The 21,607-nt window shown below is 34.7% G+C and carries 18 protein-coding genes; 9 read left to right on the top strand and 9 right to left on the bottom strand.

The genetic code is table 11. The features are described 5' to 3' along the window. Positions 1 to 444 precede the first annotated feature (444 nt). The 9 genes from EMN46_RS17835 (at position 445) to EMN46_RS17875 (ending at position 10,710) form a co-directional block, all read left to right on the top strand. Positions 445 to 1,260, top strand: coding sequence for a carboxypeptidase-like regulatory domain-containing protein (locus EMN46_RS17835; protein ID WP_154202289.1), 816 nt, complete (start codon positions 445 to 447; stop codon positions 1,258 to 1,260). A 431-nt stretch (positions 1,261 to 1,691) separates the two neighbouring features. Further along, the gene (locus tag EMN46_RS17840; RefSeq protein WP_368667575.1) at positions 1,692 to 2,621 is read left to right on the top strand and encodes an AAA family ATPase; all 930 of its coding nucleotides are present in this window, start codon (positions 1,692 to 1,694) and stop codon (positions 2,619 to 2,621) included. A 120-nt stretch (positions 2,622 to 2,741) separates the two neighbouring features. Continuing rightward, positions 2,742 to 3,611, top strand: a complete 870-nt coding sequence (locus EMN46_RS17845) for a DUF58 domain-containing protein (RefSeq protein ID WP_154202293.1) — start codon at positions 2,742 to 2,744, stop codon at positions 3,609 to 3,611. A 183-nt stretch (positions 3,612 to 3,794) separates the two neighbouring features. After that, the gene (locus EMN46_RS17850; protein WP_154202295.1) at positions 3,795 to 4,826 is read left to right on the top strand and encodes a hypothetical protein; all 1,032 of its coding nucleotides are present in this window, start codon (positions 3,795 to 3,797) and stop codon (positions 4,824 to 4,826) included. A 144-nt stretch (positions 4,827 to 4,970) separates the two neighbouring features. Beyond that, positions 4,971 to 5,963, top strand: a complete 993-nt coding sequence (locus EMN46_RS17855) for a VWA domain-containing protein (protein WP_154202297.1) — start codon at positions 4,971 to 4,973, stop codon at positions 5,961 to 5,963. Positions 5,964 to 6,067: 104 nt separating this feature from the next. Continuing rightward, positions 6,068 to 7,099 (top strand): VWA domain-containing protein, encoded by a 1,032-nt coding sequence (locus EMN46_RS17860; RefSeq protein WP_154202299.1) that lies wholly within the window; start codon positions 6,068 to 6,070, stop codon positions 7,097 to 7,099. Between the two features lie 36 nt (positions 7,100 to 7,135). Continuing rightward, complete coding sequence (locus tag EMN46_RS17865; protein WP_154202301.1) at positions 7,136 to 7,948, top strand: tetratricopeptide repeat protein; 813 nt, start codon at positions 7,136 to 7,138, stop codon at positions 7,946 to 7,948. A gap of 192 nt (positions 7,949 to 8,140) precedes the next feature. Then, entirely contained in the window at positions 8,141 to 9,952 is a 1,812-nt protein-coding gene (locus EMN46_RS17870) for a BatD family protein (protein ID WP_154202303.1), read from the top strand. Between the two features lie 2 nt (positions 9,953 to 9,954). Beyond that, positions 9,955 to 10,710: a tetratricopeptide repeat protein gene (locus tag EMN46_RS17875; protein ID WP_154202304.1), complete on the top strand. Its 756-nt coding sequence runs from the start codon at positions 9,955 to 9,957 to the stop codon at positions 10,708 to 10,710. A gap of 75 nt (positions 10,711 to 10,785) precedes the next feature. Here the strand turns inward: EMN46_RS17875 and buk are convergent, their stop codons facing one another. The 9 genes from buk to EMN46_RS17920 form a co-directional block, all read right to left on the bottom strand. Continuing rightward, entirely contained in the window at positions 10,786 to 11,859 is a 1,074-nt protein-coding gene (gene buk, locus EMN46_RS17880; RefSeq protein ID WP_154202306.1) for a butyrate kinase, read from the bottom strand. A 60-nt stretch (positions 11,860 to 11,919) separates the two neighbouring features. Continuing rightward, positions 11,920 to 13,065 carry an acyl-CoA dehydrogenase family protein gene (locus tag EMN46_RS17885; protein ID WP_154202308.1) on the bottom strand — a complete coding sequence of 382 codons (1,146 nt, stop codon included), beginning with the start codon at positions 13,063 to 13,065 and terminating at the stop codon, positions 11,920 to 11,922. Positions 13,066 to 13,161: 96 nt separating this feature from the next. After that, the gene (locus EMN46_RS17890; RefSeq protein WP_154202310.1) at positions 13,162 to 14,955 is read right to left on the bottom strand and encodes an acyclic terpene utilization AtuA family protein; all 1,794 of its coding nucleotides are present in this window, start codon (positions 14,953 to 14,955) and stop codon (positions 13,162 to 13,164) included. A gap of 62 nt (positions 14,956 to 15,017) precedes the next feature. Beyond that, positions 15,018 to 16,994: a biotin carboxylase N-terminal domain-containing protein gene (locus EMN46_RS17895; protein WP_154202312.1), complete on the bottom strand. Its 1,977-nt coding sequence runs from the start codon at positions 16,992 to 16,994 to the stop codon at positions 15,018 to 15,020. A gap of 9 nt (positions 16,995 to 17,003) precedes the next feature. Continuing rightward, the gene (locus EMN46_RS17900) at positions 17,004 to 17,792 is read right to left on the bottom strand and encodes an enoyl-CoA hydratase-related protein (RefSeq protein WP_154202314.1); all 789 of its coding nucleotides are present in this window, start codon (positions 17,790 to 17,792) and stop codon (positions 17,004 to 17,006) included. Positions 17,793 to 17,831: 39 nt separating this feature from the next. Next, the gene (locus EMN46_RS17905) at positions 17,832 to 19,439 is read right to left on the bottom strand and encodes a carboxyl transferase domain-containing protein (RefSeq protein WP_154202316.1); all 1,608 of its coding nucleotides are present in this window, start codon (positions 19,437 to 19,439) and stop codon (positions 17,832 to 17,834) included. 423 nt (positions 19,440 to 19,862) lie between these two features. Then, a complete protein-coding gene (locus EMN46_RS17910; protein WP_154202318.1) occupies positions 19,863 to 20,660 on the bottom strand; it encodes a (Fe-S)-binding protein in 798 nt (265 codons plus the stop codon). Positions 20,661 to 20,718: 58 nt separating this feature from the next. Next, positions 20,719 to 21,171 carry an IS200/IS605 family transposase gene (gene tnpA / locus EMN46_RS17915; protein WP_154202320.1) on the bottom strand — a complete coding sequence of 151 codons (453 nt, stop codon included), beginning with the start codon at positions 21,169 to 21,171 and terminating at the stop codon, positions 20,719 to 20,721. 236 nt (positions 21,172 to 21,407) lie between these two features. Then, positions 21,408 to 21,607: IS3 family transposase (locus EMN46_RS17920; protein WP_154202322.1), on the bottom strand; the 200-nt coding region annotated here is incomplete at its 5' end.

Below are 21,607 nucleotides of genomic sequence, written 5' to 3' on the forward strand. Positions count from 1 at the left end.
CTAATGCAACTTCTCTAGATTTACGTCCACTTAAGCAAAGGTTCACAACCATTGTCTTGAATTCTTTATCATACTTCCTTCTTACTTTTCCTCTCATAATGTAAAGATAAGGGCTTAAGTTAATGTCCAGTCAAATGTACCTATTCCACAATTTATTTCTTAAACGCTGTCAGAACCTCATACGCCGGACGCTAATAGGTTTTATTTATTATGCTCCACGAACAAACCTGAGGGTCTCACTCTTTTGTGAGGCTCTCAGTAAATATGACGAGTAAACCCTAGTCATACCCTGACATTTACAGCTTGCTACAGTCAGAGCCTGACGAAAAATCACACCTTAAATAAACATAAATACTGTTAAAACAAACCTCTTCATATTGTTTACCACAATACATATCATAACTTTAGTGCATATTATTAAAAACACACTATCAAAAATAAAATATGATTCGTATTCTACTGATTATTTTAATTCTGCTCGTCTCCTTTAATTTATCAAAAGCAACAAGGATTGAAAATGATTCTATCATAAGGATATCGGGACAAATTATAACAAAAAGCTCAACACCTATTCCACTGGCTCATATACTTGTTAAAAGCAAACGTAGCGGGCAAATTTGCGATAGCTTAGGCATATTTCATTTGCAAATAAACCAATCGGACACACTTATTATATCAGCACTGGGATTTAAAACTCAAGAGTGGCCTATCCCATTAATTTTTGATACCTCTCTCCCATTAATCTATCAAATTACTCTAGAAAAAATGGCCTATTTACTTCAGGAAGTTAATGTGTTTGCCTTTGGTACTTGGGATGATTTTAAGGCTGACTTTCTAAAACTAGAAATCAAAGATGATTACCTTATCAATACACAATTGATAAAAGAGCTGGCTCCTTATAATACCAGACCACCTAATATTATCCCACCACAATATAGAGCGACTATAGAAGAGCCTAGCATTTGGGATGCCATAGGAAGTCCAGCCTCTTTCCTATTCACAAAATTTAATAGCAAAGAAAAAAGCAAGCGAAAAGTATCGAAGTTAATTCGTAACGAATGGAGATTAAAAAAGTTAGCGAAATATTATACAAGCGAGATTGTTTCAGCCCATACAGGATTAAAAGGTGAGGCTTTAGAAGCTTTTATGGCCTATTGTGGTCCAAAACTCGAAATCACAAAAACCAACAGCCAATATGATATTGCTGAGCAAATCGTAAAGAATTACAAGCGATATTTGGAACAAAACAAAATCAAATAAATGTATTTTACATACGACATTAAATAGATTTTAATCTTACTTATTATCACACAATTAATTTACTATTTAGCTATATTTCGACTCTTACACTTTAATATAATGGATGAAGTAAAGCTTAACAAAAATTAACGGCAAACAACTTTCATAAATAGTCCAAAAAACTAACTTTGTAGGACAAAAATAAATAATTGACATCATTATTAGCCTACAAAAGCAGACCAAAACATTGTCTTCTTTAATGTCAGTCAATTAAATTTGAAACAAAATAGGTTTATCTAGTTTTCTTTTGCGCAAAGCAGAATTTAAAACGAAAAATCTACACAAATAAGTAAACGTTTAATAACAAAAGCTAAATATACTTTTTTATGATGCAGACAGTTGATATCAAAGAGCTAAACGAACGTATCCAACAGGAAAGTTCCTTCGTGGATATGATTTCTATGGAAATGAATAAGGTCATTGTTGGACAAAAACATTTGGTTGAGAGCCTTCTAATTGGTTTACTTTCCAATGGACACATCCTTCTTGAAGGGGTTCCTGGATTGGCAAAAACACTTGCTATTAACACACTAGCAACAACTATAGACGCTGATTTTAGTCGTATACAGTTTACGCCAGACCTTTTACCTGCCGACCTTATCGGTACAATGATCTATTCACAAAAGAAAGAAGAATTCGTTGTGAAAAAAGGACCAATCTTTGCTAACTTTATTCTTGCCGATGAGATTAACCGTGCTCCAGCTAAAGTTCAGGCTGCTCTTTTAGAGTCTATGCAAGAACGTCAGGTAACTATTGGCGAGACTACTTATAAGTTAGAAGAACCTTTCCTTGTAATGGCGACTCAAAACCCGATTGAGCAAGAAGGTACTTATCCTCTACCTGAAGCACAAGTTGACCGTTTTATGCTTAAGGTGGTCATCAATTACCCTAAAAAAGACGAAGAGCAATTAATTATGCGTCAAAATCTTTTGAAAGCATTCCCTACTGCAAGTCAAATTCTTAAACCAGAAGATATTCTTAAGGCACGTGCTGTTGTTAAGGATGTTTATATGGACGAGAAGATTGAAAAATATATTGTTGATATTGTATTCGCAACGCGTTTCCCAGCCGATTATGGTCTAGAGAAATTCAAAGAGATGATCGCTTTTGGTGGTTCACCTCGTGCAAGTATTTCATTGGCATCGGCAGCTAAGGCATTTGCTTTCATCAAACGTCGTGGTTACGTTATACCAGAAGATATTCGTGCCGTTTGTCACGATGTGTTACGTCATCGTATTGGTTTAACCTACGAAGCTGAAGCTAACAATATCACAAGTGAGCACATCATTTCTGAGATCTTGAATACGGTTGAAGTACCTTAATTAATTATGAATGAGGAATTAAGAGTTATGAGTGATTAGAATTTCGTAATTCTTGATTCCAATGATTTAATTATTAATTCGTTCCCGATAGCTATCGGGATATCAATTCATAATTGTGAAATGGAAACTAGTGAATTATTAAAAAAAGTTCGAAAAATCGAGATCAAGACCAGAGGTTTGTCTCGAAATATATTTGCTGGAGAATACCACTCGGCTTTTAAGGGTCGAGGTATGACCTTTAGCGAGGTTCGCGAATACCAATATGGCGACGACATTCGTAATATCGACTGGAATGTAACGGCTCGTTACAACACACCTTTCGTTAAGCTTTTCGAAGAAGAGCGTGAAATGACCGTCATGTTAATGGTTGACGTGAGTGGTTCTCGTGAGTTTGGAACCATGTCGAAACTCAAGAAAAATCAGATTACTGAAATTGCAGCTGTTTTAGCTTTTTCGGCCATTCAAAACAACGATAAAATTGGTGTGCTGTTCTTTTCAGATACCATTGAGAAATTTATTCCTCCTAAAAAAGGAAAATCTCATATTCTAAGAATCATCCGCGAACTAATCGATTTTAAACCAGAACATCGCAAAACTGATATCAACAACGCCCTTCGTTACCTGACTAAGGCAATTAAAAAGCGTTGTACCACTTTCGTGATCTCCGATTTTATCGACGACAAAGACTTTGAAAAATCATTGAGTATTGCCAACAACAAACACGACGTGGTTGCTCTTAAAATTTACGATAAACGAGAGGAAGAATTACCATCAATCGGTTTGGTTAGAATGCTCGATGCAGAAACTCGTGAATACCAATGGGTAGATACCTCAAGTTCGAAAGTTCGAAACGCTCATGCTAAATGGTGGAGAGACAATCATTCGAAAGTTGTGGAAACATTCAAACGATCGGGTGTTGATGTTGCAAATATCAGAACTGATCAAGATTATGTGCGATCATTAATCGCCCTATTTAAACGAAGAGCTTAAACAATGATCAATTTTACGATTAGCAATTAATCATTTGTAATTGATCGTAAATTTGATAGATAGTTGAATGGCTAAAATTGATATAAGTTAAAAACCAAAATGGTTAAATTGTTGGATTGCTATATTCAAACTATTGGACTTTTTAAGACTTTAACAGAACATGCTCATCCGTAATTTAATAAAATGATAGAATTACAAACAATCAAAAAACAATTCCAGAAAAGTTTACTGCTTCTGAGTTTTGCCTTGCTATTAAATCCAGCAATGGCTCAAAACAAGGATGATAACTTAACTGTAAATGTGGCATTGGACACAAATGTTATAGCCATAGGTGATCAGATAAATTTAAATTTATCGATAAATCAACCTAAAGGTGTTGCTGTAAACTTTCCTGTTTTCACAGATAGTATTACTAAAAACATTGAGGTTATTCGTCAATGGCCCATTGATACCACAAAGAATAAGGACGGTAGTTTTAAGGTTAATAAAAGATACCTAATTACATCTTTTGATGGTGGTATTCACAAAATACCTCCTTTTGTATTTAAGCTAAATGGTCCCAACATTAATAACATTATTCGTACAGATACCTTACAATTAGGTGTTCGTAGCTTTGAAATTGATACCACTAAGGCCAATTTCGATATTTCAATGCCTATTAATACACCAATATCATTTGCTGAAATAGCACCTTGGGCTGGTGGTGGCTTATTGCTTATTGTTATTGTATTTGCTGCTTATTACTTCTATCGCAGATATAAACGTAATAAACCCTTATTTAAAGCTGAAGTTCCTGCCGAGCCAGCGCATGTTATTGCACTTAGAAAGCTTGAAGAAATTGAGGAACAAAAACTTTGGCAGACGGGTAAAATAAAACAATATCATTCAGATTTAACTAATGCTGTTAGAAGTTACCTTGATGAACGTTTTGACTTAGACACCATTGAATCTACAACAGATGAAACGATGAATGCTATTTCGGAAGATATAATGCCCAAGGATTTAATTGCTGACTTGAAAACTATTTTGGAAAGAGCTGACTTGGCTAAGTTTGCTAAATTTCAACCTCTTCCGGATGAAAATCAGTTGAGTTTGAAATACGCATACCGTATTATTGAAAAGACACTTATTAAAGAAACAGTAATAGAAGAACCTGAAGAAGAGGAATCTGAACCTGTTGAATTAACAAAAGAAGAAGAGAATAAATTAGTCTAATAAATTAAAGAATATCGGTTGTTGGTTATCGAAATTGGGTTTATCCTTTTTTCACTTTAACTCCCGATTATCCCGATAGCTATCGGGATCGGGATACACTTGATTACTTTAGACTTATAACACTTTACATTAGGTACTTAAAATATGAATAATCTAGATTTTGCAAATCCTGAATACCTATACTTATTACTGCTAATTGTTCCTGTTATTGCATGGTACATTTGGCGCGATAAGAAGGCTCATGCCAGCATACAGGTCTCTACTTTAAAGAGTTTGAAGAAGGCACCTAGAACATATAAATATTATTTCCGACATTCTCTTATTCTATTAAGAGTTCTGGCTATTGCCTTCTTAGTTATCGCATTAGCTCGTCCTCAGTCTAGTAACGATTGGAAGAATGTGAGTTCGGAGGGAATCGATATCGTGATGTCATTGGATATATCGAGTAGTATGTTGGCACAAGATTTTGAGCCTAATCGATTAGAAGCAGCCAAAGATGTGGCAACACAATTTATTACGGGTCGTCAGCAAGATAAAATTGGCTTGGTTATTTTTAGTGGCGAGAGTTTTACTCAGTGTCCACTCACAACCGATCACGCTGTTTTAATCAACCTATTCAGCGATATAAAATCTGGAATGATTGAAGATGGTACGGCTATTGGTTTAGGATTGGCAAATGCTGTAAATCGTTTGAAAGATAGTGATGCCAAATCTCGTGTAGTTATTCTTATAACTGATGGGGTTAATAACCAAGGTGAAATTGCGCCGATTACAGCTGCCGAACTTGCTAAGACTTTCGGCATTCGTGTTTACACTGTTGGTATTGGAACGCAAGGTACGGCACCCTACCCTTTTCAAACACCATTTGGTGTGCAAATGCAAAACGTTCCCGTTGAGATTGATGAAGCAACTTTAACAGATATAGCTGAGCTTACAGGTGGTAAATACTTTAGAGCAACAGATAATAATAAGCTTAAAGCTATTTATGAGGAAATTGATCAAATGGAAAAAAGAAAGATAGAAGTAAAACAGTTTAGCACTAAAAGTGAAGCTTACAGAAGCTATGCACTATGGGCTGCTCTTTTCCTTTTGCTTGAAATTGCTTTCCGTAACACTATTCTTAGGAACATTCCTTAAGGAATTAGGTACTTTGATTTAAGATTAAAAAAATAACCATTGAGTATAGGGATTTTAATTATCTCTACCCGATAAAATAGGGACTCACTTAATATACTTTGAAAATGAACCAGTTTCGTTTTGAACATCCAGAATATCTCTACTTATTCTTCATTATTCCGGCTCTTGTAGTTCTATACTACATAAGCTACAGAATGAAGAAAAAAGCGCTACGTGAATATGGCGACATGTCTATCATTTCGCAATTGATGCCCTTCGCATCATTCACTAGACCCATATATAAGTTTGCTTTAATGCTCGTGGCTTTTAGTATTCTTATTATTGCTATTGCTGGACCACAATTTGGCTCTAAGTTGAGAAAAATTAAACGCAAAGGTGTTGAGATCGTTATTGCACTCGATGTGTCAAACTCTATGTTGGCACAAGATATTAAACCAAACCGTTTAGAACGTGCAAAACGCGCCATCTCTAAAATGGTTGACAACTTAAATAATGATAAGATTGGTCTTATTGTGTTTGCTGGAGAAGCCTATACTCAGTTGCCAATCACAACCGATTATTCTTCTGCAAAACTATTTTTATCGACCATCAATACAGATATGATACCTGTTCAGGGAACAGCAATTGGTTCTGCAATCAATTTAGCGAGCAAAAGTTTTACGCCCGATAGCGAGGCAAGCAAAGCCATTATTGTTATTACCGATGGTGAAAATCACGAAGATGATGCAAAAGAAGCTGCTAAAGCTGCATTGGAGCAAGGTATAATTGTTCATACTATCGCAATGGGACTACCTAAGGGGGCACCAATTCCGATAAAAGGCAAAGCAGGGCAATTTAAACAAGATGAAAATGGGAATGTTGTTATCTCGAAACTCGATGAAAAAATGCTAGCCGAAATTGCCGAAGCTGGTGGAGGAAACATGATTAAGGCTAATAACACAACAACAGGCCTAAAGGCATTATTCAAAGAAATTAATAAAATGGACAAAACCGAATTGGAACAAAGAATCTATTCGGATTACGATGAAAAATTTCAATACTTCATTGCTTTTGTTCTATTACTTATCCTAGTTGAATATTTAATTCTTGACAGAAAGAACCGTCATTTAAAGGATATTCATTTATTTAGTAAGTAAAAAATTAAGATCCGAATTGATTAAAAAAAGATTAGCATGAAGATAAGAATTAGCCTACTCATAATTACGCTACTTAGCCTAGCTTGTTTTGAAGCAAATGCTCAGAAAGAAAGAAAATTTATTCGAAAAGGGAATGGTCTTTTCGAAGATAAAAACTTTGAAAATTCTGAGGTTGAATATCGTAAAGCTCTCGATAAGGATGTCGCATCATACGAAGCTGCCTTTAATTTAGGTGATGCCCTTTACAAACAAAAAAAATACGATGAGGCTCTGGAGCAATTTCAAACATTGGCTTCAAAAGAAACCGATCCTCAACGCTTGGGTCTCTTATATCATAATATTGGGAACACCTTACTCCTTAATAAAAAAATTGACGAAAGTATTGAGGCTTACAAGCAATCGCTCCGATATGCTCCTAACTCAAAAGAGACCAAATACAATTTGGAATATGCTCGTAAAATGAAGGAAAAGGAAGAGCAAAAGAAAAAGCAGAATCAGGATAAACAAAACCAGGACAATAAGAATAATAAGGACAAAAATAAAGATCAGGATAAAAAGGATCAACAAAATAAGGACGATCAAAAAAAGAAAGACGACCAACAAAAAAAGGATCAGGACAAGAAAGATCAGGATAAGAAAGATCAAAAAGATAAGGAAAAACAAAAGCCGAAAGAAGGTGATAAGGATAAACAACAACAGCAACCTAAAGAAGGTAAAATATCTAAACAAGATGCTCAGCGCTTGTTAAAAGCACTAGAGAACGACGAGAAAAAAGTGCAGCAAAAAGTTCAGAAAGCTAAAGCTGCAGCACAAAAAAGTAAAAAACAAAAAATTAAAAAGGATTGGTAGTCTATAATGATGAATTAGGATTTTAGAATTATTACAAAAATTATTGTCATAATTTCAATTCATAATTATAGTGTTTGTTGAATTTATAAGTTAACATTAGACTTATACTGAGCTTTACCCCTATTCTGCAAAATTATCAGTAATTTTGATTTTGCTTAAAATTTGAACCTTAAGAATAATTATAACAGATTGATGAAAAGATTATTTTTCTTAATACTAACATGTTTATTTATTAGTACTTCGGCCTTTGCCGATAACACTAAATTTACAGCTACTGCACCTAAAGTTGTTGCTTTAGGCGAGCAATTTCGTATTTCCTATAGCATAAATGAAAAAGGATCGAATCTGAAACTACCTGCACTAAAGGGTTTTCAGATTTTAATGGGACCTTCGACATCAACCAGCATGAGTACACAGTACATTAATGGAAAGAGGACTTCTAGTTCGTCTTATACATATACCTATGTACTACTTGGCGAAACTGAAGGGAAATACTCATTTGCTCCAGCTGAGATAACAATTGATGGCAAAGTGGTTAAATCGAATAGCCTCACAATTGAAATTGTTCGTCAAAGCACTAAAAACCAACAACAAGGCACTCAAGGAAGTACATCTACACAATCACAGAATATAACTCAAGATAACCTATATGTTAAGGTTAATGTTGATAGAAAATCTGTTTATATGGGTGAACCTGTCAAAGCCACTTTAAAGATATATTCAAAAACTTCGAATGTTGTGAATATTGAGCAAGTTAAAGAACCATCTTATCAGGGTTTTTTAACGCAAAATATTGATAGAAAAGCTCCTAATGCATTTCAAGCAGAAAATGTAAATGGGGAAATATTCTATACTTATACACTTAAAGAAGTTCTACTTTTTCCACAACACGAAGGTGAAATTATTATTGACCCTTTGGAGTTAAACTGTATTGTACAACTTACAGCTCAAGCACGATCAAGAGGTTTTTTCGATGATTTCTTTAACAATTACAAAAACGTTCGAGTTCCTCGTAAATCAAAAGCCGTAAAAATTAAAGTAAAACCTGTTCCTAGCAATTCTCCTAAAAGTTTTGATGGTGCAGTTGGCCAATTCAAAATAAGCACAACAATTAATCAAGACTCTGTTAAGGTTGACGATGCTATTACTTTAAAAGTTAAGATTTCTGGTAATGGAAATATGAAGCTTATAAATCCTTTAGAATTCGATTTTCCTGCAGACTTCGAGGTTTATGATCCTAAAACAAATCAGAATCTAAAAAATTCAGCAAAAGGAATGACTGGATCAACAACATTTGAATATCTAATTATTCCTCGTCATGCTGGTGATTTCACTATTCCAGCCAATGAATTTACTTATTTTGATCCAAAGGCTAAACGATATAGAACTAAATTAAGTCCTGAATTTAAAATTCATGTTGCAAAAGGTGAAGGCGGCGTAGCTAACACAACAATTAGTTCATTCACAAAAGAAGATGTGAAATTTATTGGGAAAGATATCCGTTTTATTAAGACTAATAACTTTGAGCCTATTCACAAAGGAGAAATATTCTTTGGTACATTAAATTTCTACCTAGCATATATCCTACCTTTTATTATTTTCGTACTAGCATTTATTTTCAATCGTAAGCGAATTAAAGAAAATGCTGATGTGGCTAAGGTCAAAAATAAACGTGCAAATCGTGTTGCAATGAAACGTTTAAAGAATGCTTCCATAAGTCTTAAAGCGAATAAGAAAGAAGAATTCTACGATGAGATTCTTAAAGCTCTTTGGGATTATATTTCTGATAAATTCAATATGCCAAAATCCAACTTAAGTAAGGATAACATTAATGGAATTCTTAAGGAAAAAGGTGCTCAAGAAGAAACAATTACTGATTTCATGGCAATTTTAGATACTTGTGAATTCGCAGGTTATGCCCCATCAAGCGGTTCTTCAGAAATGGACAGCCTTTATCAGAAAACAATAGAAACAATTACCAAACTTGAAAAAAACATCAAGTAATTATGCGAAAATTCATATACACACTTATAGCCTTAGCTTTATCAATTCAGGTTTTTGCTCAAACAAGCACAAACCCAATTCAAGAAGCAAATGATTTTTATCAAAAAGGCGAATACGAAGAAGCTATCAAGTCATACGAATCAGTATTAGAAACTCGTATTGAAGCTCCAGAAATTTATTTCAACTTAGCTAATGCTTATTATAAGACAGGGCAAATTGCGCCATCAATTCTTAATTACGAAAGAGCGCTTCTATTGTCTCCTGACGATGAAGATATCAAATACAATTTAGAATTGGCTCGAAAAAATGTGACTGACAAATTGGAAGTTCTTCCTGAATTCTTCGTGAGTTCATGGGTTTCTGGTCTATGGAACAGTTTTTCAGCCAGCGTTTGGTCTTATTTATCAATTGGATTCTTTTTAATCTTTTTAGCTTTAATTAGCCTATACTTATATAGTAAGCAAAGTAGAATCAAAAAACTTGGCTTTTTCTTATCAATCTTGTGTCTACTTTCAAGTTTAGTATCCTACAATTTTGCTTCAAGAATGAATAAGCAACTTACACTTAGAGAGTATGCCATCGTTTTTAACCCCAGCGTAACAGTTAAAGGATCTCCTGACGAAAGTGGAACTCAGCTATTCCTATTACATGAAGGAACTAAGATTAAAGTAATTGAAGAGCTTGGCGATTGGTGTAATATTAAAATTAGCGATGGTAATCAAGGTTGGATAAAAAAAGAAGATATTGAAATTATCTAAATCAGATAAAAAAGCACAAACAAGGGTAACAGTCATGTTACCCTTATTTTTTTTACACACGTTTATAAGATTCTATTAATAATCTTTCACCTCAATTTCGCCACGAAGAATCATTTGTCCATAATCAGACAATGCTTCAAGTACCTCAGCACCAGGAATAACATATACTGGTGCAATAATCTCTACCCTATTTCGAATTTCTCTTACAAATTTCTCATCTTTCGCTAAACCGCCAGTTATTAAAATACCATCAATAGGTTCACCATCAAAGCAAACATATAAGGATGAAATATATTTAGATACCTGATAGGCCATGGCAGACAAAACCTCTTCTGCTTTCTCATTCCCTGCATCCCTCATTTTGCAAACATCGAAAGCCGAATGCGTATTAAAATAAGCATATAATCCACCGTCACCAGACTGCTTTTTCAACATTTCATGCTTCGTATACTTTCCCGAATAACACATCTTTATCACATCACCCATTGGTAAAGAACCACTTCGAATTGGAGAAAATGGTCCATCACCATCGTAAGCCTGATTCGCATCAATTACGCGTCCTTTTTTATGAGCACCAATACTTATACCGCCACCCAAGTGAGCAACAATTAAATTCATATTCTCATACTCGGAATATTTAAGCTTAGCATATTTTCTAGCAGATGTTTTTTGATCGAGTGCATGAAAAATTGAACGTCGTTTAAGATCTGGGTTACCTGTAAATCGAGCAATATCCTGAAATTCATCGACCACAACCGGATCAGCAATATAAGCACGAGCACCTTCAATTGCATTGGCAATACCTTTCACCAACAAACCACCTAGATTAACAACATCTTCACCATATTCAGAACCACGAAGATCTTCAATCATCTTTTCATTAATATTATAAACTCCAGATTTTACAGGCTTAATCAAACCACCACGAGCAATAACGACTTTTATGTGTTTAATCTCAATATCATTTTCTTCCAATTCTTTCAAAATCACTGAAGTTCTAAAATCAACTTGATCATTAAAAAGAGGATATGCACCTTCTTCTAAATTATGATGATTAATTTTTTTGAAGAATAAAGTTGAATTGCCTTGATAAACTGCCACTCTCGTGAAGTACATTCGTGGATTAATTGCTAATACTAGATCTCTCATATTAATCGTGTTTATTGTTCGTAATTTAATTTTATCTCCTATTTCTATCCCACTGAATGCTTAACATCCGATGTATCGTGATATAACTAGTCGTTGAATTTCAGATGTACCTTCGCCAATTTGTAATAAGCGTTGATCACGATAAAAACGTTCAATTGGATATTCTTTCATCAAGCCATATCCCCCGTGTATTTGAACAGCTTCATCGGCAACTTCTTTGGCTATTTCAGAGCAATACAATTTAGACATGGCCGCTTCCTTCTCAAAGGGCTGACCATTATCTTTTAACCAACAAGCTTTATACAATAGGTTTCGTGCTAACTCAATCTTTGTGGCCATATCAGCTAGCTTAAAACTGTTGATTTGAAACTTAGAAATAGGCTTTCCAAATTGCTTACGTTCCTTAGCATACGCCAGAGCCATTTCAAAAGCGCCTTGTGCCAATCCTAGTCCCATAGCTGCAATAGAAAGTCGTCCTGAATCAAGTGTCTTTAGCATAATTTTTGATCCCATTCCTCGTTTACCAAGAATATTATTCTTAGGGACACGACAATTGTCAAAAAACATTTGAGACGTATCTGAAGCACGCCACATTAACTTGCCATGCATGGCTTCACTTTTCCAGCCTTCAGTACCTTTTTCAACCAATATACAAGTAAACTCTTTTTTCCCTTTATTTATGGCTGATATGGTTTGAACTGTAACGCCTGAGGTTTGTATATTTGATCCGTTTGTAATAAAAATTTTGGATCCATTAATCTCCCATATTTCACCCAAATCCTTAACATAGGTTTTTGTTCCTCGGGAGTCTGATCCAGCCTCAGCTTCTGTCAAACCAAATGACCAAAGTTCATTTCCAGTGCAAAGCCCAGGTAAATATTTTAATTTTTGCTCTTCGGTTCCAAAATTATAGATTGGTCCAATCCCCAAAGAATTATGCGCTGCCAAAGTCGCTGCATGCGATCCGTCTACTCGAGCTATCTCTTCAACGGCAATAATATATGAAAGATAATCGGTTCCATGTCCACCAAATTTTTCGGGTAAAAACATACCGAAAAGGCCCATCTCTCCCATTTTCTTTGTCAATTCAGGAGAGAATTCTTCTTTCTCATCTAATTCAGCAGCTAGAGGTTTAATCTCTCTTTCAGCAAAATCGCGAACCGCCTTTCGTATGATATGATGTTCTTCATTTAAAAATGGATCCATATCCTGTCTATTTTATTTTGATAATAAGTTAAGAATTATTTTAATACTCAACTTCAATCAATTCTATTTTTCATTCAATAATTTCAATCAAAGCCTCTAAATATTCTTTAAATAAGCTTTGGGAATTGGAAATATCTGATTCAATAGAGCTGAAGCCATTGTTTTGCCCTGAGCATCTATCATTAATGATTTTGTGCCTCCTCCATCAAGAGATTCTTCCAGTAAAAAGTTCAAAGCCAATAAATTATCTAATTCATAGCGTTTCACCTTTCCTTTACAAATTCCCTTAAATATATTTTTAACAACATCTGCAGTTAAACTTGCTTTTAAGTAATTATAAATTGACTCTGAACGTGCAAGAACACCAATATTAAAGGTATCTCCCTTATCTCCAGAACGAGCCATACACACATCTCTTAGTGGTACATTCTCCATTTCCATCTTAGAATATTGGTCAATAGAGCTTAAATCAGATTTAGACTTCTCAACATTAAAATCAGCTTCATTTCCAAGAACAGAATCAATATCATAGCTTTCTTTAATATCTCCCTCAGAGTCTAAAACGTGAACTGTAGTTTCAATTAAAGTCTTTGGAATAAGAGTAGGCCAATAGGTCATAACCTGCTGTGCACGAGACCTACCACCTATTACAGCAACGCCTGGAGGTCCACTTAATATTAATGGTGCAATACTTGTCGAAAAAGCTTTAATCTTTTCTAAATCATCATCGTAAACAGAGAAACGCAATAGAATTTCATTGGGATCAATATCTTCAACCAAATCTTGATGACAAGCGTTATAACCAATATACTCTGTATTGGTTTTCTTATAAATAGTATTTAATCTTTGCCAGAATATTTTTTCAAACTCTCGAGCTTTATTTAAAACACGACCGCCAGAAATTACGATAGAACTAACAGCCTTATAACCGTCTTCGTAGGCCATAGAAACCTTAAGAAAATGAGTTGAAGGATAACCTTTTGCATTTTTAACGAGAACCCTATTGGGAGCAACTTCTTTTAATTCCAATTGACTAAAATCAGCAACAACATCGGGACTGATATAATGTTTTGGATCGCCCATTTCATAAACCAATTGCTCCCGAATTGTATCACGACTGATAAGACCACCCGTATTCGGATGTTTATACACTTCAAGACTACCATCACGATTCATTTCTACTATAGGATAACCCATATTATCCCACTTCTTAACTTTTTGCCAATCGGTAAAGTTCCCACCACTCGCTTGCGCACCACACTCTATTATATGTCCAGCAACCAATCCTGCGGCTAACTTATCCCAATCATCCAATTTCCAGCCCAACTCATATATCATTGGTGCCATCGTAATAGATGTATCGGTTACTCTACCGGCCAAAATCAAATCGGCTCCACTTTCGAGAGCTTTCAATAAAGGAGGAACACCCAAATAAACATTAGCTGATTGTATATTATCCTTAATATGAACAAAGTCATCACCCGTTTCCATATCCGTAAACATGGCTTTATCGGGATAAAATTCATCAATTCGCTCAATAATATTATCCCCAACTACAACGGCAATTTTAAAATCGACACCTTTCTTCTTAAGCTCAAATAATATTTTTCTGGCACAAGCTAATGGGTTTATGCCTCCAGCATTAGTCAGCATTCTCACCTTCTTCGCTTTCATCAACTCGGCCACATCAACAATTTGATCGACAAAATCATTCACATAACCCATGGCCTCATTCTTCAATTGCTGTTTTCGAAGAATGCTCATCGTTACTTCAGCTAAAAAATCTGAAGAAATATAATCCACTTCTCCTCCTTCTAACTGACGTCTTAACACGCCTAAATCATCTCCCCAAAAGCCACCTGCATTTGCAATTCGAATTTTGTCTTTCATCTGTCAATATTTTAAATAACAATTGGAAGTTCTTAACTCCAACTATTTCAGTTCATATTTTCCTACGCTTCAATCAATTTTATGAGTTCCATTTGACTTTTAACTTGTTCTCCTTCTTTCACCATAATTTCTGAAACCACAGCATCGAAAGGTGCCAATATGCTGTTTTCCATTTTCATGGATTCCAAAATAATCAACACATCCGATTTCTTAATTTTGTCACCAATCTTCACATTAATCTTTACAACTTTTCCTGGAAGAGGTGCAATAATTCGATCTCCTGAATTCCCTTCACTTTCATAACTTTCATTAAAAATTTTGTTCTCAGAGTCAGACCATCTTCTCAAATTCATCAGTATTCCCTGACAAGAAACATGAGCTTCGTTACGCTCACTTTTTGATATATAGAATGAATAAATTTTTCCTTTATATATCAAGGTTACACAATTGTCATTGACACTCAATTTCTCAAAATGATAGAACTTATTATCTACCTTATAAGTCATTTTATCAATAGCAGAAATTTCAATTGTCTTATCATTGTGAGTTATCTTAAATGCTTGCCTAGCATTACGCCAGTAACCTATTTCCTCCCAAATATTTTGAGGTTTATTTACAGATAAATCATAATGAGAAAAAGCCACATAAAACAAACTTGGATCAATAGATTCTTGATCAACACACATGTTATCTATAAGTTTCTTCTCATTTTGTTTACAGAAATGGGTTGAAATTTTATTGCTGATAAATTCATTAGTCCCAATCAAGTTCTTCAGGAAATGAATATTATTCTCTATTCCATGAATGTGATAATCTGATAAAGCTTGCTTTAAACCATCAATAGCGAGTTCTCTTGTTTCATCCCAAACGATTAATTTCGAAATCATCGGGTCAAAATCAGGATGAATCGTACTTGGTTTTGACAAAGCTGAATCAACTCGAAATTTGGTATTACTTATAGAGGGTTCTTTATATAATTCAATATCACCAGGTGAAGGAATAAAATCTTGAAGAGGATCTTCGGCATAGATTCTTGCTTCAATGGCATGACCATTCAAAACAATATCCTCCTGCTTATATCGAAGCTTCTTTCCCGATGCAATAGCCAATTGTTCTTCCACCAAATCAATACCAGTAATCATTTCAGTAACGGGGTGTTCAACTTGAATTCTGGTATTCATCTCTAAAAAATAGAATTCTTGATTCTCATCCATTAAGAATTCAATGGTACCTGCATTAGAATACCCTAAAGCTTGTGTTAAACGAACAGCTGCATTTCCCATTTTTTCTCGTAACTCAGGACTTACACTTGCAGATGGCGCTTCTTCTATTATTTTCTGGAAACGACGCTGTATCGAGCATTCTCTCTCAAATAAATGAATGGCATTTCCATGTTTATCTCCAAGAATCTGAACTTCGATATGACGAGGATTTTCAATATAACGCTCCAATAACACTTCTCCATTACCAAAATACTTTTCAGCCTCACGAGAAGTCGCTGTAATCGCAGATTCCAAATCAGATTCTGATCGAACAACACGCATGCCTTTACCACCACCACCTGCAGCAGCTTTTACTAAAACGGGGAATTGTAGCTTACTAGCGTTCTTCAATAAAGTAGCCTTATCTCCAACAATCCCAGCAAGTACAGGTAAGTTCTGCAAAACAGCAAATTCACGAGCATTAACCTTATTCCCCATCAATTCAATTGACTTCGCATCAGGTCCAACGAAATCGATATTAGCCTCAGAACAAGCTTCCGAAAATTCAGGATTCTCAGCTAAGAAACCATAACCAGGATGAATGGCATCGGCCTTATTCTCAACAGCAATATCTATAATTTGTTGTTTATCCAAATAGGTTGACAACAAGTCATTTCCCTTTAGAGGGTATGCCTCATCAGCTAAACGAACATGATCAGCCTCTTTATCCTTATCGGAATAAATAACCAAAGTAGAGATACCCAGTTGACGAGCTGTTCGGATAATTCGAACGGCAATTTCACCTCTATTTGCTATTAGTAGTCGTTTGTAATACATCTATATCAATTATTTTACCCAATTTGGTTTTCTTTTCTCTAAGAATGAATTCATTCCTTCTTGTCCTTCATCTGATTTCCTCAAATCAGCAATCATTTTTGCCGTGTATGTCATAGCCTCTTCATGACTTAATCTATTACTTATATCGTAGATTAACTGCTTACACTGAGAAACGGCAATAGGTCCACTTGTGAGAAGATTATGAATTAATTCATCCAATTTCACTTGCCTTTTTTTATCACCCAATGCCCAATTTACAAGGCCATATTTCTCGGCTTCTTTACCCGAAAAACGGATTCCAGTTAGCATGAGTTCTTTCGATTTAAATTCGCCAACACGTTTCATCACATAAGGAGAAATACAAGCAGGAACAATACCAATTTTAACTTCACTGAGTGAGAAGACAGCTTTTTTATCGGCTAATACAAAATCGCAAGCTGCTAATAAACCATTTGCTCCACCTATAGCTGCTCCATGAACTAAGGCTATTGTTGGAAATTTACAAGCGTATATTGCATTGAAACATTGTGATAATTTAAAACTCTCTTGAAAATTCTGTTCGTGTGAGTAATTCACAACAGACTTCATCCATTTTAAATCGGCTCCAGCACAAAATGAAGGACCTCTACCTTCAAGTATAAGTAGTCGAATTTTAGTATAATCCATCTTATCAACCTCATCAAAACAATGAATCAATTCAGATATCATTACTTCATTAAAGGCATTATGTATCTCGGGTCGATTCAAATAAACATAAGCTATCTGATTCTCTATCTTAAATTCTATTGTATTGTACATGATCTCAGTTTCATTCAATTTTCAAAAAAATATTTAGGATTACATTCGGAATACACCAAACTTAGGTTCACCATACGCTTTGTTTTGAGACGCTGCTATTCCTAAAGCAAGAACCTGTCTCGTTTCCATTGGATCAATAATCCCATCATCCCACAATCGTGATGTGCTATAATATGGAGAACCTTCCTCTTCAAATTTCTGGAGAATATTATCACGAAGCTTAGTTTTCTCAGCCTCATCAAACTCCTGACCTCGAGATTTTAACTGTTGTTCTTTTACTTGGATTAAAACACCTGCTGCTTGCTCGCCTCCCATTACCGAGATTCTTGCATTGGGCCACATTAATAATAATCGAGGTTCGTAGGCACGGCCAGCCATAGCATAATTACCAGCACCAAATGAACCACCTACAATAATCGTAAACTTAGGCACTTGTGCATTTGCTACAGCATGAACCATTTTTGCACCATCACGAGCAATACCTTGGTGTTCGTACTCTTTACCGACCATAAAACCAGTAATATTTTGAAGAAAAACTAGAGGTGTTTTTCGTTGACAGCACAGTTCAATAAAATGAGCTGCTTTTAGAGACGTTTCAGAAAAAATGATGCCGTTATTAGCAATAATACCAACAGGATAGCCCATTATTCGGGCAAAACCAGTTACAATAGTTGGTGCATAACGTTCTTTGAATTCATTAAATGAACTTCCATCAACAATTCTCATGATAAGTTCACGAGCATCGACAGGCTTTTTCAAATCTAATGGTGCTAAACCATATAGTTCTGAAGGATCATAAGCAGGTTCTTCAGCTTTAATCTTATCGAGAATTTGCTTTTGAGGCATGGGTATTGTTTCAAATATATTTCTACATATTTGAATGGCATGTCTATCATTCTCTGCTAAATAATCAGCAACGCCTGAAGTCGAGGTATGCACTTCTGCACCTCCAAGTTCTTCAGCTGTTACTTCTTCACCCGTTGCAGCTTTTACCAAAGGAGGTCCACCAATAAAGATGGTGCCTTGACCTCTAACGATAATAGTTTCGTCACTCATGGCAGGAACGTAAGCTCCTCCAGCGGTACACGATCCCATAACCATTGCAATTTGAGGAATACCATTTGCTGACATTCGTGCCTGATTGAAAAAGAAGCGACCAAAATCGAGTTTATCTGGAAATACATTAGCCTGTTCGGGAAGAAAGGCTCCTCCAGAATCGACCATATAAATACAAGCCAAGTGATTTTCCATAGCAATCTCTTGTGCTCGAATATGCTTTTTAATTGTTGATTGGTTGTAAGTTCCACCTTTAACTGTCGCATCATTAGCAATAATGATACATTCTCGTCCTTGAACAATACCTATACCAGTTACAATACCTGCCGAAGGAAATTTATTATCATATTGATTATAGGCAGCAAGCGGCGAAAGTTCTATGAAAGGTGTGTTTTTGTCTAAAAGGAGTTCTATCCTATCTCGAACCAAAAGCTTACCCCTTGCAAGGTGTTTTTCTCTAGCTTTAGGATCTCCATCATCGATAACTGTTTTCAGTTTTTGACGATAATCTTCCATCAAAGCAACATAAGCTGTTTTGTTCGAAACGAATTCTTTTGATTGTGTATCTATTTTTGATTTTAAGCGGTACAATGTTTTTCATTTTTCGTGAGACAACTGAACAGAGCATGTTCATTATATTCATCAAGCCATCATATTCAAATAATACTTGAATATAAGTCAAATTTAAACAAAATACTAACAGGTCTGTTTTTCTTAATTATCAAAAAAAAAGACCGATAACCTAAGTTAGATAATTTACAAATAAAAAAAAACTAATAAATGCCTTGATCACATTCTCGTTTGGCAATAAAACACTTAAATACACGCCTCAATATTCTCAAAACGATAAATAGTACCTATTAATATTGCAATTATTATAAGAACGCTGTAAAGAAGTCAAGTTAAAGTTCTTAGTCATAATTAGACTGTAATTCAAAAATTAACTTAAACCCATTAAATTACTTACTTCAAAAAATAAGTGCTTTATTAATCGTTGTCAAGTTTTATTATGCACTATAAATGTAAAGCCTGAGCAACTATCTCAGCAATATCAAGATTCTCTACCTCTTCTTCTTTATGCTTAAACTTAATACCATCAGTCAGCATAGTCATACAAAACGGACATGCAGTAGCTAGCTTATCAACCTTTTGTTCTAGCACATCTTCAATACGTTCAATATTGATTTCCTTGTCTCCTTTTTCGGCATCCTTAAACATTTGAGCACCTCCTGCACCACAACAAAGAGCGGCACTTTTACATCGTTTCATTTCTTTAACCTCACCATAAACAGCTTTTATGATATCTCTAGGCGCATCATAAATCTTATTTCCTCTACCTAAATAACAGGGATCATGATAAGTGATAGATTGATTTTCAAAAGGATTTTTATCTAATTTTAAGTTCCCTTTCTTTATCTGCTCATCTAAAAACACAGTATAATTAATCACCTCATAATGACCACCTAAATCAGGATATTCATTTTTAAGCGTATTGTAACAATGAGGACAAGTACAAATAATCTTCTTTACCCCATACCCATTTAAAATTTCAATATTTTGTAAGGCTTGCATCTGAAATAACATCTCATTACCAGCACGTTTTGCCGCATCACCGGTACAACTTTCCTCTGTTCCAAGTACCGCATAACTTAATCCAAGATGATTCAATATTTTTGCAAATGATCGTGCAACCTTCTGATAACGGAGATCAAAAGCGCCAGCACATCCTACCCAATACAAATAATCAACTCGCTGACCCTTAGCCGCAAGCTCAGCCATTATTGGAACATCTATTTTTGTTTCTTTATTCATATTCTAATGTCTTTTTAAAATCTAGTCCTTTATTGTCAATATCAAATCATCAATAATTTTAATCCCAAACATAACGTTCATCGTACTCGATATTGTACTTATTAAGAAAATTCACATACTCTTCTGTAAAAGACACTTTTTTATGATGGTCTTCTTGTTTCTGAATATAGTTAGTCACAACATCTACATCAGAAGACTTAACTGAAAAGCCTCCATACCCATTTTGCCAATAGAATTTATCATATTGTTTACCTTTAGTTTTTATCCATTTAGAAGAATGTGATTTTAATTCCTCAACAAGATTCATTAAAGCAATCTTTCTTGATAAAAGACAAAGTATGTGTATGTGATCAACATGTCCTCCTACAACAATCGGATATGATTCTTTGTTTTTGCATATACCTGCCAAATATGAGAATAATTCACTCTTGATTTGCTCATCAATAAAAGGGTATCTCCCCTTTGTACTGAACACAATATGAATGTAATTTTTAACTAATGACTGTGGCATGACTTTCGCTTTATTTCTTATTGTAATTTTTATTTAATAGTTATATCCTTAACTATTTATGACACCCCTTTGGGGTTTTATGTCTTGTTGTAATTCAAACAGCAAGAATAGACCCATATCTTTTAATTTCGAACCGTTGGGGTATAATAACAACAACTAAACACAAAATGAATGTAATTCTTAACTAATGACTGTGGCAAGACTTTTGGATATGCAACAAAAAACTGGACTTTAAATTAAGCCGCAATTATATATTTAGATTTCTCATATTGTTCTGGGGTTAAATAACCCAAAACAGAATGTATTCTTTGTTTATTATACCATACTTCAATAAAGTGTACTATTTCAATTTTAGCTTGAAAATGAGAATAGTAGTATCTGTGATCTATCATTTCAGATTTAATTATTTTAAAGAAACATTCAGCTACAGCATTGT

Source organism: Ancylomarina sp. 16SWW S1-10-2 (genome assembly GCF_009669305.1).
Lineage (GTDB): Bacteria > Bacteroidota > Bacteroidia > Bacteroidales > Marinifilaceae > Ancylomarina.

Bases quoted from the DNA above. Each gene is read 5' to 3' on its own strand.
- EMN46_RS17835 (WP_154202289.1), top strand. From the start codon at position 445: ATGATTCGTATTCTACTGATTATTTTAATTCTGCTCGTCTCCTTTAAT.
- EMN46_RS17840 (WP_368667575.1), top strand. From the start codon at position 1,692: ATGATTTCTATGGAAATGAATAAGGTCATTGTTGGACAAAAACATTTG.
- EMN46_RS17845 (WP_154202293.1), top strand. From the start codon at position 2,742: ATGGAAACTAGTGAATTATTAAAAAAAGTTCGAAAAATCGAGATCAAG.
- EMN46_RS17850 (WP_154202295.1), top strand. From the start codon at position 3,795: ATGATAGAATTACAAACAATCAAAAAACAATTCCAGAAAAGTTTACTG.
- EMN46_RS17855 (WP_154202297.1), top strand. From the start codon at position 4,971: ATGAATAATCTAGATTTTGCAAATCCTGAATACCTATACTTATTACTG.
- EMN46_RS17860 (WP_154202299.1), top strand. From the start codon at position 6,068: ATGAACCAGTTTCGTTTTGAACATCCAGAATATCTCTACTTATTCTTC.
- EMN46_RS17865 (WP_154202301.1), top strand. From the start codon at position 7,136: ATGAAGATAAGAATTAGCCTACTCATAATTACGCTACTTAGCCTAGCT.
- EMN46_RS17870 (WP_154202303.1), top strand. From the start codon at position 8,141: ATGAAAAGATTATTTTTCTTAATACTAACATGTTTATTTATTAGTACT.
- EMN46_RS17875 (WP_154202304.1), top strand. From the start codon at position 9,955: ATGCGAAAATTCATATACACACTTATAGCCTTAGCTTTATCAATTCAG.
- buk (WP_154202306.1), bottom strand. From the start codon at position 11,859: ATGAGAGATCTAGTATTAGCAATTAATCCACGAATGTACTTCACGAGA.
- EMN46_RS17885 (WP_154202308.1), bottom strand. From the start codon at position 13,065: ATGGATCCATTTTTAAATGAAGAACATCATATCATACGAAAGGCGGTT.
- EMN46_RS17890 (WP_154202310.1), bottom strand. From the start codon at position 14,955: ATGAAAGACAAAATTCGAATTGCAAATGCAGGTGGCTTTTGGGGAGAT.
- EMN46_RS17895 (WP_154202312.1), bottom strand. From the start codon at position 16,994: ATGTATTACAAACGACTACTAATAGCAAATAGAGGTGAAATTGCCGTT.
- EMN46_RS17900 (WP_154202314.1), bottom strand. From the start codon at position 17,792: ATGTACAATACAATAGAATTTAAGATAGAGAATCAGATAGCTTATGTT.
- EMN46_RS17910 (WP_154202318.1), bottom strand. From the start codon at position 20,660: ATGAATAAAGAAACAAAAATAGATGTTCCAATAATGGCTGAGCTTGCG.
- tnpA (WP_154202320.1), bottom strand. From the start codon at position 21,171: ATGCCACAGTCATTAGTTAAAAATTACATTCATATTGTGTTCAGTACA.